The organism is Aquitalea sp. ASV11 (genome assembly GCF_016429185.1).
GTDB classification, from domain to species: domain Bacteria; phylum Pseudomonadota; class Gammaproteobacteria; order Burkholderiales; family Chromobacteriaceae; genus Aquitalea; species Aquitalea pelogenes.
Genome location: NZ_JAELUD010000022.1, coordinates 40,945 through 57,858, shown reverse-complemented (window position 1 = coordinate 57,858; position 16,914 = coordinate 40,945). Strand labels below are relative to the sequence as shown.

Below are 16,914 nucleotides of genomic sequence, written 5' to 3'. Positions count from 1 at the left end.
GTATTACACCGACATCGTGGTGGGCTGCTTCCTGAAAGGGGTGGGGCTGATGTCCTTGTGGCGGCCGTTGGCGGTGCTGGCGCTGTACGCCTGCCTGCTGTTTGCCGCCGGCTATCAGTTGTTCAGCAAGAGGCCGAACATATGAACGCACAATGGCAACTGGCCTGGCGGCGCTTTGCCGTCATGCTGATGAAGGAACTGAAGCAGCTGGGGCGTGACCGGGTATTGCTGGCCTTTATCGTCTATGCCTTTACCGCGGATATCTTTCTGGCGGCGTCCGGTGTGTCCTTGTCCCTGAACCATGCCGCCACACTGGTGCAGGACCTGGACCACAGCCCGCAGTCCCGCGAACTGCTCTCCCGCTTCCAGCAGCCTTATTTCCGTATCGACGGTACGGTGTCCCAGGATGCTGCCGCGCTGGCGGCGCTGGATCAGGGCCGTGCCATGCTGGTGCTGTCGGTGCCGCCCCAGTTTGGCCGGGATCTGTCCAATGGCCAGCCCACCAGTCTGGCCATGCAGGTGGATACCACCAATTCGGTGCTGGGGTTCCTCGCCACCAGCCATGCGCAGCAGATTGTCAGTCAGTACGGGCTGGAAAGTGCGATGCAGCGGCTGGGCATGGGGGAGGCGGCCACCCGTAATCTGCCACAAGTGCAGAACGATATCCGTGTCTGGTACAACCCCAATCAGGAAGACAGCTGGTTCATGGGAATATCGGAAATGCTGAACATTGCCACCGTGTTTGCCGTACTGCTGCCCGCGGCCGCCATGGTGCGCGAGAAGGAGCGTGGCACGGTGGAGCAGTTGATCGTGTCGCCGCTATCCCCGTTCGGCATCTTGCTGCCCAAGGTGGTGTCGATGACCGGGGTGATTTTATGCGGCGTGGCGCTCAGCCTGTTCCTGGTGCTGATTCCGGTATTTGCCATTCCGGTAAAGGGCAGTCTGCTGCTGTTTTTTGTCCTGTCCGGCCTGTATGTGTTCACTACCGCCGGGCTGGGGCTGTTTGCCGCCACCATTGCGCGCAATCTGGCGCAGGCGGGCATGCTGTCGATTCTGATTCTGGCACCCATGCTGTTTTTGTCTGGTGCCTGGACGCCACCGGAAGCCATGCCCGGCTGGTTGCGCGGCCTGATGTTTGCCTCGCCGCTGCATTACTACCTGGACATTGCCTTCGGGATTCTGCTCAAAGGGCAGGGGCTGGCAGACTTGCAGAGTGCCATTCTGGGCATGGGCGGCATTGGCGTGCTGGTGTTCGGGGCGGGCTTGCTGCTGTTTCGTCGTCAGTTTGATTAAGCCTGACTGGCAGTGTGAGATGCGACAAGGCCGTTTCCATATGGAAACGGCCTTGTGTTTCACCCTGTTGCTGTTCAGCCTGCGTGGCGTGCTTGCAGCTGCTGGAAGGCTGCCATGAAATCCGGCTGTACATAAGGCTTGAGCAGCGCCATCACCTGACGTACACCGCGATGGCCTGAAGCCTCGGTAATGGGCGACTTGGGCCGTGAAGTCTGCTCGAAGGCAAACCAGAATTTCACCACCAGCCAGATATTGATGCTGACGGCCTCGATGTCTTCTTCGTCCATCTTGAGCAGACCCAGGCGGATGAACTCGCGGAAATGTTCGCCCAGAATGCCTTTCAGTTCGGTATTGACGAACTGGTGGTACTCCGACTGCAACTGCGGGCTGCGCGCCAGCATGCCCGGCAGGTCGTAGAACATGAAACGGAACTGCCACATCGCGAGAAAAGCGGTGTCCAGATAATTCACCAGGTCCGCCACGGTCATGTCTCGCTCTTCCGGCACTGCCAGGCGCTGATTGATGAAGTCGCGGTACATCAGGAAGATCTGGTAGACGATCTCTTCCTTGTTGCGGAAGTGGTAGTACAGATTGCCCGGACTGATGCCCAGATGAGCAGCGATATGATTGGTGGTGATATTGCGCTCGCCCTGTTCATTGAACAGTTTCAGGCTTTCCTGAATGATGCGGTCGTAGGTCTTGATGCGGGGTTTGCTCATGAGGCACCGAAGCAATGGGGCAAGCGCAGATTATAACTGCTGTTTGGAGTTTAAGCTCTAATTATTTGACTGGCTTGCGGTTAGCCCTGCCGTGGCCGTATCGGGATAACAGGCAGCCATGAACTGATAAATGATGGCCTGCTCGATGCGCTGCCGCTCCTTGGCCGGAATGGCGATACGCAGAATCAGCTGGTAGCGCTTTTCGTCCACCGCCTGCATGCCGATACGCGGCTCCACCGAAGGGGTGTCCACCAGGTAACGCTCGGCCATGCGTTCCATGTGTACCTTGGCGGCTGCCACGTGCTGCTGGCAATGCTCTTCTGCCGCCGCCAGCAACAGGTGCTGGGCGCGGGTAGGAGGAATCTGGTAACCCACCGGCACATTGATGATGTGCATTACATAGTCGCCCATGTAATTTTCCCGGATCACCGCATTGGACAGCAGCAGGCTGTTGGGAAAGGTAAGGGCGCGGCCGGTCATCTGGTGGGCATTGTGCTGCGGCCCTATCTCCATCACCGTGGTGGACAACAGACCGATATCCACTACCCGGCCGCGTATATTGCCCACCTCGATATGATCCCCCAGGCTGTAGCTGTTGGACGCGTGGCGCACCACGAAGCCCGACACGCACAAAATCAGCTCCTTGGTGGCCAGAATCAGCGCTGCGGCAAAGGCCAGCATGGACACCGCGATGGTTTGCAGCTCTTCCGCCCAGATCAGGCCTATCCCGGCCAGGCCGGAAATGAACAGCACATTGCGGGTGGAGACCGACCAGCGACGGCGCTCCTCCACCGGCACGCTGACGTTGCTGGACAGGATATGCCCCACCACGACGCGGATCAGCACCAGCACGGTCACCAGCATCAGCGAGCGCACGATTTCGTGGCTGTAATCGGTGCGCAGCTGACGCAACAGGTCGATCAGTTCGGACATGGCGCTGTCAGGCTCAGTCGTTCAGCTTGACCGCGTGTTCACGGGTTTCGTGGAACACGATGTCCGGCCAGCGTTCCTGCGTCAGTTGCAGGTTGACGCGGTTGGGGGCCAGATAAGCCAGGTTGCCGCCGGCGTCGGTGGCAATGTTCATTTGCAGGGCCTTGATGAATTCATCCAGCTTCTTGCGGTCGCTGCAGGTAAACCAGCGCGCCGACCAGATGCTGGCGGATTCAAACACCGCGTCCACGCTGTATTCCGCCGCCAGGCGGCTGGCCACCACTTCGTACTGCAGCACTCCAACAGCACCCAGGATCAGGTCGCCGCCGCTATGTGGCTTGAATACCTGTACCGCGCCTTCCTCGCCCAGCTGTTGCAGGCCTTTTTGCAGCTGCTTCAGTTTCAGCGGGTTCTTGATGCGTACCGAGCGGAACAGTTCCGGCGCAAAGAAGGGAATGCCGGTGAAGGCCAGTTCTTCGCCCGAGGAAAAGCTGTCGCCAATCTGGATATTGCCGTGGTTGGGGATGCCGATGATGTCGCCGGCAAAGGCTTCTTCCACGATCTCGCGGTCATGCGACATGAAAGTCACCACGCTGGAGGCGGCAATCTCACGGTTCAGGCGCAGGTGCTTCATTTTCATGCCGCGCTCGAACTGGCCGGAACACACGCGCAAGAACGCAATGCGGTCGCGGTGCTTGGGGTCCATATTGGCCTGGATCTTGAACACGAAGCCAGAGAACTTGCCTTCGGTCGGGCTCACCATGCGCACGGTGGCGTCACGGTCTTGCGGGGCCGGGGCCCAGTTGATCAGGGCATCCAGGATTTCGCGCACGCCAAAGTTGTTGATGGCCGAGCCAAAGAACACCGGGGTGAGTTCGCCAGCCAGGAATTCTTCCAGATTCCATTCGTTGGACGCGCCCTTGACCAGTTCGATCTCCATGCGCAGATTGTCCATTTCCAGCGGAAACAGCTCGTCCAGGCGCGGGTTGTCGATGCCCTTGATCACTTCGATATCGCTGATCAGTTTTTCGCTGCCGGCTTCAAACAGGATGACTTCGTCGTTCAGCAGGCTGTACACGCCGCGGAAGGTCTTGCCCATGCCGATAGGCCAGGTGATGGGCGCGCAGCGGATTTTCAGCACGTTTTCCACTTCGTCCAGCAATTCCAGCGAATCGCGCACTTCACGGTCGTACTTGTTCATGAAGGTGACGATGGGGGTGTTGCGCAGACGGCAGACATTCAGCAGCTTGATGGTTTGCTCTTCCACACCCTTGGCAGCGTCAATCACCATCAGCGCGCTGTCCACGGCGGTGAGCACGCGGTAGGTATCTTCCGAGAAGTCCTGGTGGCCCGGGGTGTCCAGCAGGTTGACGGTGTGCTCGCGGTAGTCGAACTGCATGACCGAGGAGGCTACCGAAATGCCACGTTGCTTTTCGATTTCCATCCAGTCCGAGGTGGCAAACTTGCCACCCTTCTTGCCTTTTACCGTACCGGCCATCTGGATGGCGCCTGAAAACAGCAGCAGTTTTTCGGTGAGCGTGGTTTTACCGGCGTCAGGGTGGGAAATGATGGCGAAGGTGCGGCGGCGCGCCACTTCCTCGGCAATGCGGGACAATTCTGCGGACATGGATTAGGAACAGGCTTGATCTTGAGAAGGCGGTGATTTTACAGGATAGCTGCGCACAACAAAACCTCGGGCGCTGCAAATAGTTTGCGCCGGTTTTTCTTTTTCACATCAGCAAGATAGCGGCACTTTTTACCATGAAGGCCTGGCCAGGGCGGGAAAGCGGGTCGGCAGCGTGGCATGATTTGGTTATCATCAGTGTTTCGTTGCCGGTATTGACCGGCAGGCAGGATAGAACAGGAGCAGGCATGTTTACCGGTATCGTGCAGGGCATGGCCGAGGTGGTGGCCATCGAGGAAAAGCAGGATTTTCGTCGTCATGTGGTAAGGCTTCCGCAGGCGCTGACCGGCGGTATCGAGCTGGGCGCGTCCATTGCGCACAACGGCTGCTGCCTGACCGTGACCGAGGTGAATGAGGACCTGGTGGCCTTCGACCTGATGGCCGAAACCCTGCGGCTGACCAATCTGGGTGTTTTGCAAGTGGGCGACAGGGTGAATGTGGAGCGCGCGGCGAAGTTTGGCGATGAAATCGGCGGCCATGCCATGTCCGGTCACATCATTTGCCTGGCGCGGGTGGAGGAAGTTATCCGCTCGCCGAACAACTGCACGGTATGGTTCAGCCTGCCGGCAGAATTCACCAAATATGTGTTTGCCAAGGGCTATATCGGTATTGACGGTTGCAGCCTCACCATTGGTTCTGTGGATGGCAACCGCTTTTGCGTGCACCTGATTCCGGAAACGCTGGAGCGCACCATCATCCAGTTCCGCCAACCGGGCGATGCCATCAACATCGAAATCGACCCGCAAACCCAGGCCATTGTCGATACCGTGGAGCGGGTGCTGGCGCAGCGCAATTCTTTTGCCATTTGAAATTGGATAAAAATCTGGCCCGATGGCTTGATGCTGGCCTGATTGTCTCCATGTTTTATTAAATACGTGGGCGGTTTTCGCCGTGAACAGGCTGCAAATCGGCCTGTTGCTACAGATTTTATTGCCTACCTGGCATGCCGGGTGGCGCAAACCCGATATAAGGATGCAGCAAATGGTTATTTCTCCGGTGCAGGACATCATTGCCGATATCAAGGCAGGCAAGATGGTGGTGCTGGCTGATGCGGAAGACAGGGAAAACGAAGGCGATATCGTGATGGCGGCCGAGTTCGTCACGCCGGAAGCCATCAATTTCATGGCCAAGCATGCTCGCGGCCTGATCTGCCTTACCCTGACCGAGCAGCGTTGCAAGCTGCTGGAACTGCCGATGATGGCAGCCAATAACGGCACATCTTTCGGTACCAACTTCACTGTCTCCATCGAAGCAGCCGAAGGTGTCACCACCGGCATTTCCGCTGCCGACCGCGCCAAAACCGTGCAGGCCGCCGTGGCGCGCAATGCCAAGGCCAGTGATCTGGTACAGCCTGGCCATATCTTCCCGCTCAAGGCGCAAAACGGTGGTGTGCTGATTCGTGCCGGCCATACCGAAGCGGCCTGCGACCTGCCGATGCTGGCTGGCCTGGAGCCTGCCGGGGTGATCTGCGAAATCATGAACGATGACGGCACCATGGCACGCATGCCGGAATTGCTGGCCTTTGCCAAGACGCACGGCCTGAAGGTAGGCACCATCGCCGATCTCATCCATTACCGCAGCCGTACCGAATCGCTGGTGGAGGAAGTGGGTCAGCGCCCGGTGGAAACACCGTTCGGTGCGTTCGATCTGCATGTATTCCGCGATGTCACCACCCGCGAAACCCATCTGGCACTGGTTAAGGGCAAGCTGGACGAAAACGAGGAAACCCTGGTTCGCGTGCACGAGCCGCTGTCCATCATGGATGTGCTGGACCCGACTTCGCGTCCGCACTCCTGGACGGTGCCTGGTGCGCTGGAAGCTATCGACGAAGCCGGCAAGGGCGTGGTCATTCTGCTGTATCGCGATGAAACCGGTGACGACCTGCTGCAGCGTGCGCTGGGGCAGAATGTGAAACGCTCGCCCTGGGACGGCAAGACCTTCGGCGTGGGTGCGCAAATGCTCAAATCGCTGGGCGTAGGCAAGATGAAGCTGATGTCGCCGCCGCTGAACGTACCGTCGATGGCCGGTTTCAATCTGGAAGTAACCGGATTTTGCCAGCCTGAACACTTTCATATCGAAATCGGTTAAAATAACCGGTTTTCCGTCATGACCATCCCCTGATGGCGCCGCTAGCCCGGCTGTCAGGGGCTTATCTGATTGCCTTATCTGATTTTTGCCGTGAGGACTCAAATGCTTGAAGCTATCCAGCGCATTGCCCCCGATTTCAACGGTCAAGGCCTCAAGGTCGGTATCGTTCAGGCCCGCTTTACCGAAGAGGTTTGCCATGGCCTGCGTGATGCTTGCCTGGCCGAGCTGAAAACGCTGGGTGTGGCCGCCGCCGATGTAACCCTGGCCACTGTGCCGGGTGCTCTGGAAGTGCCGCTGGTGCTGCAAACCATGGCCAAGAGTGGCAAGTTCGACGCGCTGGTGGCGCTGGGTGCCATCATTCGTGGCGAAACCTACCACTTCGAGCTGGTTTCCAATGAATCCGGTGCTGGTGTGACCCGTGTCGGTCTGGACTTCGACATCCCCATCGCCAATGCCATCCTCACCACCGAGAATGACGAGCAGGCTGAAGTACGCATGCTGGAAAAAGGCCGCGACGCAGCCCGCGTTGCGGTGGAAATGGCCAATCTGCACAAAACGCTGCGCGGCTGACTCTTGCGGGCTTGCCGCTCACTTGCTCTTTTTAGGAAACCGATATGAAAACCGCCCGTCGCCGTGCCCGCGAATTTGCCGTTCAGGGCATTTATGAATGGGAATTGAATCCGGATCGTCCGGCTTCGCTGATTGAAAAGCACCTGCGCGAAAACGAATACTTCGCCAAGGCGGATGAAACCCTGTTCCGCGCAGTACTGTACGGTGTACTGAAGGATGTGCCGCTGTTGTCCGGCCAGATCCGCCCGTACTACGAACGCAACGAAGAAGAAGTCAGCCCGGTGGAACGTGCCGTGCTACTGATGGCTGCACTGGAACTGACCCAGCATCCGGAAACTCCGTACCCGGTCATCATCAACGAAGCCATTGAAATCACCAAAACTTTTGGTGGCACCGACGGCCATAAATTCGTCAATGGCGTGTTGGACAAGCTGGCTGCTGATGTACGTGCTGACGAGGTTGCCTCGCAGCGTTCACGTCGTCAGGGCTGATGACGCTGATGTCTGATGCTGACACCCGCTACGGCGGGTGTTTTTGCATCCAGACCCGGAATCTATCTACATGAATGAATTCGACCTGATTCGCCAGTACTTCACCCGCCCGGCCCCCTCTGCGGTACTGGGTGTCGGCGATGATGCCGCCATCCTGCGCCCGACACCGGGGCAGGACCTGCATGTTTCTGTCGACATGCTGGTGGAAGGGCGGCATTTCTTTGCCGATGTCAGTCCGCAAGCCTTGGGGCACAAAACCTTGGCAGTGAATCTGTCAGACATGGCAGCCATGGGTGCGAAGCCGCGCTGGGCTTTCCTGTCACTGGCCTTGCCTAAGCTGGACGAAGCCTGGGCGCGCGATTTCAGCCGTGGCCTGTTTGCGCTGGCCGGGCAATATGGCGTGGAGCTGGCTGGTGGCGACACCACGCGCGGGCCGCTGACACTGTCCGTCACCATCATGGGTGAAACACCGCAAGGCCAGGCCTTGCGGCGCGATGCTGCGCAAGTGGGCGATGATGTGTGGGTGAGTGGTGAGCTGGGCCTGGGTGCCATCGCCGTTGCCGTGCGTAATGGGCTGCTGGCAGACGCTGGCTTGAGTGAGGATGTACTGGCGGCTTGTCAGTGCAAGCTGGATTTTCCGGTGCCGCGGCTGGAGCTGGGGCAGGCCCTGCTTGGCGTGGCGCATGCGGCGGCTGATGTGTCAGACGGGCTATTGGCTGATCTGGGGCATATCCTGACTGCTTCTGGCGTGGCGGCGGAAATCCGGGCCGACAGCCTGCCATCCTTGCCGCAGCTGGAAGCCGAGCGCGCGCGCTGGCTGGATTATCTGGCCGCGGGCGGCGATGATTACGAGCTGTGCTTCACCACGCCAGCAGCAGCTCGCACAACCGTGGAGGCGGCTGGCAGGGCGGCAGGCTGCAGGGTGACGCGTATCGGCCATATCGTGGCGGGCAGCGGCGTGCGCCTGCTGGATGGGCAGGGCGCAGCGATGACATTGAAAAAGGCGGGTTATGACCACTTCGCATAAGCAGGCTCCGGCCTTCCGCCCGGATTGGGCATTTCTCATGCGCCATCCGGCGCATTTGCTGGCTTTTGGCTTTGGCAGCGGCCTGGCCCGCAAGGCACCGGGCACCTGGGGTACGCTGGTGGCCTATCCGCTTTTTTTCCTGTTGCTGGCGCTGGGTGCCGGGCCCTTGCTGATCAGCCTGCTGTGCGTGCCGCTGTTTGTGCTGGGTGTGTGGGCTTGCCAGAAGACCGGCGATGCGCTGGGTGTGCACGACTACGGTGGCATTGTGTGGGACGAAGTAGTAGCCATGCTGCTGGTGCTGGCCTGGGCACCGGCTGGTTGGGCAGGCTGGCTGCTGGCCTTTGCGCTGTTCCGTCTGTTTGATATTGTAAAACCCTGGCCGATAGGCTGGTTCGACCGGCGCGTGCATGGTGGTTTCGGTGTGATGCTGGACGACATCATTGCCGCCGGTTTTGCCCTGGTGGTGCAGGCGCTGCTGGCAAGCTGGCTGCCGGTCTGATTTTTGCAAGGAGAGCTTCATGCGGTGGGATGGCAATCGCGAAAGTGACAATGTCGAGGACAGGCGCGACGAAGAAAGCGGCTCCTCTGGCGGCTTCAGTCTTGGTGGCGGCAGCATAGGGCTGGGTACGGTGGCCATTGGTCTGGTGGCCTGGCTGGTTTTTGGTGCCAACCCCTTGCAGGTGATTTCCGCCCTGAGTGGCGGCGGTCATCAGCAGGTGCAGACCCAGCCGCATCAGCCCAAAGTGCATTCTGCCGAAGAAGAGCGCGAAGCCAAGCTGGTGCGGGTGGTGCTGGCTGATACCGAAGACGTATGGGGACAGATTTTCCAGCAGCGTGGCGGCAGTTACGAGCGGCCCAGGCTGGTCATGTTCAGCAACAGCACGCCCACCGCCTGTGGGCGCGGTGAGTCAGCCATGGGGCCGTTTTACTGCCCAGCCGATCGCAAGGTGTATATCGACCTGGCGTTCTATCGCACGCTGAACCAGCAACTGGGTGCGCCGGGTGAGTTTGCCGAGGCGTATGTGATTGCCCATGAGGTGGGTCACCACGTGCAAAACCTGCTGGGCATTTCCGGCAAGGTGGATGCGGCGCGGCGTGGAGCTTCGGAGCGCAAGTCCAATGCACTGTCGGTGCGGCTGGAGTTGCAGGCCGATTGCTTTGCCGGGGTGTGGGGTAGTCATGCCGACAAGGCGCGCCACATTCTGGAGACGGGCGATCTGGAAACTGCGCTCAATGCGGCGTCGAAGATTGGCGACGATACCCTGCAACGTTCTGCCGGTCATGCCGTGGTGCCGGACAGCTTTACTCACGGCAGCAGCGAGCAGCGCGTGCGCTGGTTCAGGCGCGGCTTTGACAGTGGTGATATCGCGCAGTGCGATACCTTCGCGGCCAACCCTTTGTAAGTATTTCTCTGTGGCTTATGCGATGCGCTTAATTGCACGTGCCGCAGGCCGGTCTGCCCCATCTGCTGCGGCTTTGTGGTATTCTTGCGCCCCTCTTGATTGTGACCCGTCACCCATCCAATGAAAGATCCCTGCGATCACTACACTTTTGACCTGATCGGCGGCGTGCAGAAAAAGCCTGGACGCAAGCCCTTGGGTGAGCGCGCCATGACGGTGGCCGAACGCAAGCGCCGCAGCCGCGAGCAGCGCCGTAATCGCCTGCAAGAGCTGTCGGTGACTGTGGAGCTGAGTCGCGATGCGCAGAAGTCGCTGGACAAGATGATCGAGTGGTGGGGGGTGAGCAAGAAAGAAGCGATCAACCGTGCCTTGCAGATTGCCTGCCAGTCGCAAACCGGCCGCACCGGCATGTTGTTTGGTTTTGAACTGCCGCCAGGCGGAAAAAAAGCCTCGCGCAAACGGCAGGGCTGATACGGTTCGGGATAGTAAAAAAGGCTGCTCCAGTGGGGCAGCCTTTTTGTTTGGGCATCAGCCGTAACGTTTTCTTGCTTCGATGGCAAGACCGCTGCCGATGCTGCCAAACAGATTGCCTTCCACATGGCGGGCATTGGGTAGCTGGTCCTGCACACACTGGCGCAGCGCCGGTACGCCGCTGGAGCCGCCAGTAAAAAACACGGTATCGATCTGGCTGGCCTGGATATCGGCATCCTGCAGCAGCTTGTCGATGGTTTTGCCGATTTGTCCCAGCATGCTGGCAATGCTGTTGTTGAACTGTTCGCGCAGCAGCTCGGCATACAGGCCGTCTTCGATCAGCTCCAGGTCAAGGCGGTGGCTGTCGCTGCCGGACAGGGCAATCTTGGCCTCTTCCACCTGCATGGCCAGCCAGTGGCCGGCGCGTTCCTGGATCAGCTTGAACAGACGGTCGAAGGCGCGCGGGTCTTCCACGTCGCGATGAATATCCTGCAAGTCCATCCATGCCTTGCGGGTGTAGGCAAAGTTGATGGTGTGCCAGGTAGCCAGATTGAAGTATTGCGCCGAGGGCATTTCGGCATTGTTGCGCAGGCGGCTCTTGAAGCCGAACAGCGGCATCACGCCGTGCAGGCTCAGTTGCTTGTCGAAATCCGTCCCGCCGATGTGTACGCCGCCGGTGGCCAGAATATCGGCGCGACGGTCATCCAGCAGGCGGCGTTCCGGTGACAGGCGTACCAGGGAAAAGTCCGAGGTGCCGCCGCCGATATCCACGATCAGCACCAGTTCTTCACGGGTGATGGAGGATTCGTAGTCGAATGCAGCAGCCAGCGGCTCAAACTGGAAGGAAATGTCCTTGAAGCCTACCTGGCGGGCAATCTGGGCCAGGGTTTCTTCAGCCAGTGCGTCGGCCTTGGGGTTGTCGTCGACAAAGAACACCGGGCGACCAAGCACCACTTGCTCGAACGGGCGGCCTGCGGCCCGGTCAGCACGTTGTTTGACTTCCTGGATGAACAGGGTAAGCAGGTGGCGGAACGGCAGCGCGCGGCCTTGCACTTCGGTCTGGCTGTCGATCAGGCTGCTGCCCAGCAGGCTCTTGAGGGAGCGCATCAGGCGGCCTTCGTAGCCTTCGGTATATTCCAGCAATGCCTTGCGGCCAAACACCGAGTGGTCTTCTTCGTAGTTGAAGAAAACAACCGAGGGCAGGGTGATCTTGCCGTCTTCCAGTGCAATCAGCGTGTCCGCGCCGGGGCGCAGCCAGCCAACGGTGGAGTTTGAGGTGCCAAAGTCGATGCCGCATGCCCGCGCAGCGCTGCTTGTATTCATGATTCCATCCCGAAAAGCGAGGCGGGATGGTACGCGGAACCGGCCATTTTGGGAAGAGGCCTTAGGGTGTGTTGCTGTCTGTTTGCGCGCTGCGGTCCGGTTTCAGGGCTGTTTCCATATCGGTTTCCCGCTCCTGCATGCGGTGCAGGCCGGTGGCTGCGTGGCGGGCATCGTCTTCGCTGTGCAGGTAGCGACGGGTGGTCTGTATGCTGGCGTGACGCATGTTCTGGCTCACCATCAGCAAGGGGATGCCGGCATCCAGCTGATGACTGGCAGCGGTGTGGCGCAGCCAGTGTGTGCTGGCTTGTATCAGGCGGCTGCGCACCGCTTCGTCAGCGCTTTGGCTGGCGGCGCGTTGAAATACTTCACGACAGATCAGATAAATGGCCTTGTCACTGATGGCCTGCAAAGGCTGGTACTTGGCTCCGGGCAGCTTGCAAGCCAGTGGTGTGTCCTCCTGATGCTCCGGCTGTGTGCTCAGCCCCAGGCTGTTTCGATAAGCGGCCATGGCAGTCATCAGTTCGTCAGAAACCGGAATGTCGGCATGGCTGCCGCCCTTGCCCTGTACACGCCACCACCATTGCTGACGGCGCTGGCTGAAGTCGCCCATTCTGGCCTGTGCAACTTCCTGGCGTCTTGCGCCGGTCAGATAGAGCAGGGTAATCAGCCAGCGCGCACGTGCTGCCTGCTGCTGGTCGCGGCGCGATTCGACGGGAAGTGTGTCGATGGCGTGCAGGATGGCCTGCCAGCTTTGCTGGTCGAAGAAGCGCTCCACCGGCAGTGTTGCTGCCTGCTGGCGCTTGCGCACCAGCTTGAACGGGTTGCCGCGGCGGTAGCCTGCCTCGCTCAGGTAGCTGAACAAGGCAGACAAGACGGTGAGTGCCTGCCGGATGCTGCCAGGCTGCAGTGGGCCGGTGAATGGCTTCCAGTGCGGGTGCTGGCGCGGGCGTGCCGGGCCGACCCAGCGTTCCGGCGGCCATGGGGCCTGCAGGAAGCGTTGGTAGTCCAATACGTCTTCGCGCTGCACCTGCTGCAATTGTTTGTTGCGGTCGCTGAGCCATAGCAAGAAACGTTCGGTCTCCTTGCGGTAGCTGCGCAAGGTGGCGGGCCGGTCCATGAATTCGCTGAGCCACAGCAGGACGGCCTGTTGGTCGGACTGGGCTGCGATCAGTAGCGGGCTTGCTGGAAGTACGGGAAGGGTGTCTGGCATGTTGTGCCCGATTCTAGAAGCAGGCCGTGCTTGCGACAAGGATTTTGCATGTCAGTCCGGGCTTGGTCCGCGGACCGGGTGGTAGCATGAATTTTCCCTGATGGAGTGAATGAAATGATGCAACAAACAAATCGGCCGGTCATTTTCATTACCGTGCCTTTGGCGCCGGCCTTGATGGCGCAACTGAGTGCGCAGTTTGACTGCCTGCATGGCTGGGAATTGCAGGACGCCTTGTTGGCGGGTGAGGTGTGGCCAGCAGTGCGGGCGGTGGTTACAACTGGCGGCGCCGGGGCTGCGCGCAAGTTGTTGCGGGCGCTGCCTGCTGTCGAGCTGGTAGCGTGCGTGGGTGTGGGATTTGATGCCATTGATCTGGATTATGCGCGAGAGCATGGCATTGCCGTCACCACCACGCCGGGCGTGCTGGATCGCTGTGTGGCTGATACGGCATTGGCCTTGTTGCTGGCGGTATTCCGTCAGCTGGTGCAGGCCGATGCGTTCGTGCGGCAGGGGCGCTGGCTGCAAGGGGGATTTCCTCTGGCACGCAGCCTGTACGGCAAGCGTTGCGGCATTGTCGGGCTGGGTAATATCGGGAGGGCCATTGCGCGCCGTGCTGAAGCCTTTGATATGCAAGTGAGCTACCACGGCCCCAGTCGCAAGGTGGATGTTGCTTATCCCTACTATGCCGATCTGCTTGAAATGGCTGCTGCGGTTGATGTGCTGGTTCTGGCGCTGCCGGGTGGCACGGCTACGCACCATGTGGTGGATGGCCGGGTGCTGGATGCTTTGGGGCCGGAGGGCGTGCTGATCAATGTTGCCAGAGGTTCGGTGGTGGATCAGGCTGCGCTGGTGGAGCGCCTGCTGGATGGGTGCCTGGGTGGTGCCGGGCTGGATGTTTTCGAGCAGGAGCCGCAAGTGCCAGAGGCATTGTTTGACTTGCCCAATGTGGTGCTGACGCCGCATATGGCCAGCGCTACCGTGGAAACACGGACGGCCATGGCCTGGTTGATGCTGGATAACCTGCTTGCCCATTTCTCGGGTCGGCCCTTGTTGACTCCCTTGCGTCTATCATGAGCCCAATTGCTGCGCCCGGCTTGTATTGTGTGCGATTGCCCAGCTATAGATCAAAGGTGATTGCTTTACATCAAAAGGGTGCAGGGGGTCTGATGAGTGAAAAACCAACAATACTGGTGGTCGATGATGTGCTGGTCACCCGGCGCTTGATGAGGGCTGGTCTGGCGCATTGCTTTGAGGTGGTGGACGCGGAAAGTGGAGAGCAGGCGCTGGCGCTGTTGCCGCAACTTGAGCTGGCGGCAATTGTGCTGGATGTGGAAATGCAGCCCGGAATGGATGGTTTCGAGACCTGCCGTCTTATTCGGGCTGATGAGCGCTTTGCGCATGTTCCGGTTGTGTTTGTCTCGGCGCGCGAGGCGGTTGAAGACCGTTTGAGCGGCTATGAGGCGGGTGGTGAGGACTATATCGTCAAGCCGTTCTCGGCACTGGAGCTGGAAGCAAAGCTACGTCGACTGATCGAGGCGAGCGGCGAGCGGCGGCGGCTGGATGGCCAGGTGCGTGACGCCAGCTCGGCTGCCATGACGGCCATGGTTAGCATGAGTGAAATGGGAGCCTTGCTGGAGGTGATCAAGCAGCTGGGTGCGGCTGGCAGCATGGCTGAGTTGGCTGATGCCCTGGTGGCTGGCGTGCGCCTGTATGGCCTGCAAGGGTGTGTGCAGTTGCGTGCTGCTGCGGGCGTTCTCAATCGCAGTAGCGATGGGGATGCCAGTCCGCTGGAGTTGTCGGTGCTGGAGCATCTGGCGGGCATGGGGCGCATGGTGCAGTTCAAGAATCGCATGATCATCAACTATCCCGAGGTTTCCTTGTTGCTGCGCGATATGCCGGTTGAGGATGAGGATAGATGCGGGCGGTTGCGGGATCATCTGACCATGCTGGTGGAGGCTGCCAATGTGCATGTTGGATCCCTGGCTGTACTGGCTGCGGCACGGCAGCGTGACAGGCAGGTGGTGGCGGTGGCCATGCGCATGATACAGACCCTGGGGGAGGTGGATCGGGCGCAGCGGGACAATCAGGTGGCGGGACGTATTGCGCTGGAGGATATTCGTCAGCGTATTGATGAGGCTTGTGTTTCCATGTTGTTGACCAATTCGCAGGAGGCGCTGCTGCATCGTGCGCTGGATGAGGGAATCGAGTCCATGCTGGGTTCCCAGTCAGATACTACCCAGCTGCAGGATCGCCTGTCGCAAATGGTGCAGGAGCTGCGGCAGGTGGCTGGCGTGCATGGTGACTGAGTTTGCTGGCTGTTGATGAATCGGCTGAGTGGCGTGTGAGGCGTAGGCCCGTTATTGAGGATGAGTAGGGGTGGTAAGGAAAAGCCCGGCGTAAGCCGGGTATTTTTTTGCTCTCTTGGTGGTGGGTGTGTTTTTTAGGGTGGTACGAGCGGTTTATTCGGGCATTAACTTCCGATAATTATAGTAATCGGAAAAAGTATTGCTTTGAGTGTATAAATATAATGTAATACGTAATAAATTATGAATGTGCAATTGTGTTATATTGCCTGCATTGAACTGTTGGCGAGGTGGCAAGATGGCAGCTGATATTTATTCCCGTATCAGGCAGGTTGCGTTGGAGTTGGTGGGTGAGGGGGTGTGGCCTACCGTGGTGGAAGTGCGTGCCCGGCTAGGGACCGGCTCCAACACCACCATCAACAACACACTGAAAGAATGGCGTCAGGATTTTTTGTCGCGCATGGCCAGCTCGTCGCGTCACCCGGATTGGCCGTATGGCCTGGCCGAAGCGTTTGGCATGATCTGGCAGAAATCCTGCGAGGCGGCAGAACAGCAATGGGAGGCCGTGCGGGAGGAGGCGGAGGCGGAAGTTGCGAGTGCCAGGCAGGCGCAGCAGGCAATGCAAGCGCAACTGGAGGGGGTGGAGTCTTCCTTGCAATCCGCCTTGCGAGAAATAGCGCTGCGTACCGAGCATCAGCAGGCTCTGGAGCTAAAGCTGCAAACCTTGACGCAGCAATATGCACAGCTTGAGTCGCGCTGTCAGGGTCTGGAGCAGCAACTGGTACAGGAGCGTGCCGCTGTGCAGCAGGCGAGGCAGGATAGCGATGCGCGCCAGGCTGAAACAGAAGCCCGCCATGAATTGCGCTTGCAGGAAGCAAGGCAGGAGGCGGAGCGGCGTGAGTCGCTGGCGTATGAGCGGCTGGAAGGTTTGCGCTTGCGCCTGTACGAACAGGTGGAAGAAGAGCGGGTCACCATGAAGCAGGCGACTGCCTTGCTGAATGAGGAAATGCAGACCTTGCGCCAGCAAGCGGCACAGGCGGAGCAGCAATGGCGCGAACGGCTGGCAGACCGGGAGCGTGAAGCTGGCAAGCAGCAGGCGCGACTGGAAATGCTGGAGCAGCGCAATCTGGAGCTGCAAGAAGCAACAGAGCGTCAACAGGCCATCAATGAGCAGGGCAATGCGCGCTTATTGGCCATGGCAGGTGAGAACGCAAGACTTGCTGCCGAGCTGTCAGCCGGTGTGGCGCGGCAGGTGACCCGGCTGGCGCAAGCCATGCAAGAGGCGGGGGCTGGGTTGCTGGAGCTGGATGAGGCTGGAAAAGAGGCCTGGCTCAGTCAGCAGCTGTCACCTTTATGAGTCGCCTGTTGTAAAAAAACGGATGCCACGGCATCCGTTTTTTTTGATGGT

Annotated in this window: 17 protein-coding genes; 12 read left to right on the top strand and 5 right to left on the bottom strand. The window is 59.5% G+C overall.

All coding sequences use genetic code 11. The annotated features are described in order from the left end of the window. Nucleotides 1-141: 141 nt before the first annotated feature. Nucleotides 142-1,293 (top strand): ABC transporter permease, encoded by a 1,152-nt coding sequence (locus JHD62_RS09540; RefSeq protein ID WP_199102690.1) that lies wholly within the window; start codon nt 142-144, stop codon nt 1,291-1,293. A 74-nt stretch (nt 1,294-1,367) separates the two neighbouring features. Here the strand turns inward: JHD62_RS09540 and JHD62_RS09535 are convergent, their stop codons facing one another. The 3 genes from JHD62_RS09535 to JHD62_RS09525 are packed head-to-tail and all read right to left on the bottom strand — an operon-like array spanning nt 1,368 to nt 4,569. Beyond that, complete coding sequence (locus JHD62_RS09535; RefSeq protein WP_045844969.1) at nt 1,368-2,012, bottom strand: TetR/AcrR family transcriptional regulator; 645 nt, start codon at nt 2,010-2,012, stop codon at nt 1,368-1,370. Nucleotides 2,013-2,069: 57 nt separating this feature from the next. Further along, nucleotides 2,070-2,945, bottom strand: coding sequence for a mechanosensitive ion channel domain-containing protein (locus JHD62_RS09530; RefSeq protein ID WP_199102689.1), 876 nt, complete (start codon nt 2,943-2,945; stop codon nt 2,070-2,072). A 13-nt stretch (nt 2,946-2,958) separates the two neighbouring features. Continuing rightward, entirely contained in the window at nt 2,959-4,569 is a 1,611-nt protein-coding gene (locus tag JHD62_RS09525) for a peptide chain release factor 3 (protein WP_199102688.1), read from the bottom strand. 245 nt (nt 4,570-4,814) lie between these two features. Between JHD62_RS09525 and JHD62_RS09520 the strand changes: the two genes are divergently transcribed. From JHD62_RS09520 to JHD62_RS09485, 8 genes are all read left to right on the top strand, one after another. Continuing rightward, on the top strand, nt 4,815-5,435 hold the full coding sequence (locus tag JHD62_RS09520) for a riboflavin synthase subunit alpha (RefSeq protein WP_199102687.1): 621 nt from the start codon (nt 4,815-4,817) through the stop codon (nt 5,433-5,435). A gap of 172 nt (nt 5,436-5,607) precedes the next feature. Then, complete coding sequence (gene ribBA / locus JHD62_RS09515) at nt 5,608-6,714, top strand: bifunctional 3,4-dihydroxy-2-butanone-4-phosphate synthase/GTP cyclohydrolase II (RefSeq protein WP_199102686.1); 1,107 nt, start codon at nt 5,608-5,610, stop codon at nt 6,712-6,714. A gap of 102 nt (nt 6,715-6,816) precedes the next feature. Beyond that, nucleotides 6,817-7,284 carry a 6,7-dimethyl-8-ribityllumazine synthase gene (ribH, locus tag JHD62_RS09510; RefSeq protein WP_045844974.1) on the top strand — a complete coding sequence of 156 codons (468 nt, stop codon included), beginning with the start codon at nt 6,817-6,819 and terminating at the stop codon, nt 7,282-7,284. Between the two features lie 44 nt (nt 7,285-7,328). Then, nucleotides 7,329-7,775, top strand: coding sequence for a transcription antitermination factor NusB (gene nusB / locus JHD62_RS09505; RefSeq protein WP_045844975.1), 447 nt, complete (start codon nt 7,329-7,331; stop codon nt 7,773-7,775). Nucleotides 7,776-7,845: 70 nt separating this feature from the next. Then, complete coding sequence (thiL, locus tag JHD62_RS09500; RefSeq protein WP_199102685.1) at nt 7,846-8,802, top strand: thiamine-phosphate kinase; 957 nt, start codon at nt 7,846-7,848, stop codon at nt 8,800-8,802. Beyond that, complete coding sequence (locus JHD62_RS09495) at nt 8,786-9,301, top strand: phosphatidylglycerophosphatase A (protein WP_199102684.1); 516 nt, start codon at nt 8,786-8,788, stop codon at nt 9,299-9,301. The genes thiL and JHD62_RS09495 overlap by 17 nt, the downstream gene beginning before the upstream one ends. A 19-nt stretch (nt 9,302-9,320) precedes the next feature. Further along, nucleotides 9,321-10,205 (top strand): neutral zinc metallopeptidase, encoded by an 885-nt coding sequence (locus JHD62_RS09490; protein ID WP_199102683.1) that lies wholly within the window; start codon nt 9,321-9,323, stop codon nt 10,203-10,205. A 120-nt stretch (nt 10,206-10,325) separates the two neighbouring features. Next, nucleotides 10,326-10,673: a hypothetical protein gene (locus JHD62_RS09485; RefSeq protein ID WP_045844979.1), complete on the top strand. Its 348-nt coding sequence runs from the start codon at nt 10,326-10,328 to the stop codon at nt 10,671-10,673. A gap of 57 nt (nt 10,674-10,730) precedes the next feature. Here JHD62_RS09485 and JHD62_RS09480 read toward each other — a convergent pair whose 3' ends face one another. Together JHD62_RS09480 and JHD62_RS09475 are read right to left on the bottom strand one after the other, a co-directional pair. Next, nucleotides 10,731-11,996: an Hsp70 family protein gene (locus tag JHD62_RS09480; protein WP_199102682.1), complete on the bottom strand. Its 1,266-nt coding sequence runs from the start codon at nt 11,994-11,996 to the stop codon at nt 10,731-10,733. A 61-nt stretch (nt 11,997-12,057) separates the two neighbouring features. Beyond that, nucleotides 12,058-13,206: a site-specific integrase gene (locus tag JHD62_RS09475; protein WP_199102681.1), complete on the bottom strand. Its 1,149-nt coding sequence runs from the start codon at nt 13,204-13,206 to the stop codon at nt 12,058-12,060. Nucleotides 13,207-13,320: 114 nt separating this feature from the next. Here JHD62_RS09475 and JHD62_RS09470 point away from each other — a divergent pair, with 114 nt between their 5' ends. The 3 genes from JHD62_RS09470 (at nt 13,321) to JHD62_RS09460 (ending at nt 16,863) form a co-directional block, all read left to right on the top strand. Then, nucleotides 13,321-14,277 (top strand): 2-hydroxyacid dehydrogenase, encoded by a 957-nt coding sequence (locus JHD62_RS09470; protein ID WP_199102680.1) that lies wholly within the window; start codon nt 13,321-13,323, stop codon nt 14,275-14,277. A gap of 92 nt (nt 14,278-14,369) precedes the next feature. After that, nucleotides 14,370-15,509: a PleD family two-component system response regulator gene (locus JHD62_RS09465; protein WP_199102679.1), complete on the top strand. Its 1,140-nt coding sequence runs from the start codon at nt 14,370-14,372 to the stop codon at nt 15,507-15,509. Between the two features lie 295 nt (nt 15,510-15,804). Beyond that, a complete protein-coding gene (locus JHD62_RS09460; protein WP_199102678.1) occupies nt 15,805-16,863 on the top strand; it encodes a DNA-binding protein in 1,059 nt (352 codons plus the stop codon). The last annotated feature ends 51 nt before the right edge of the window (nt 16,864-16,914 follow it).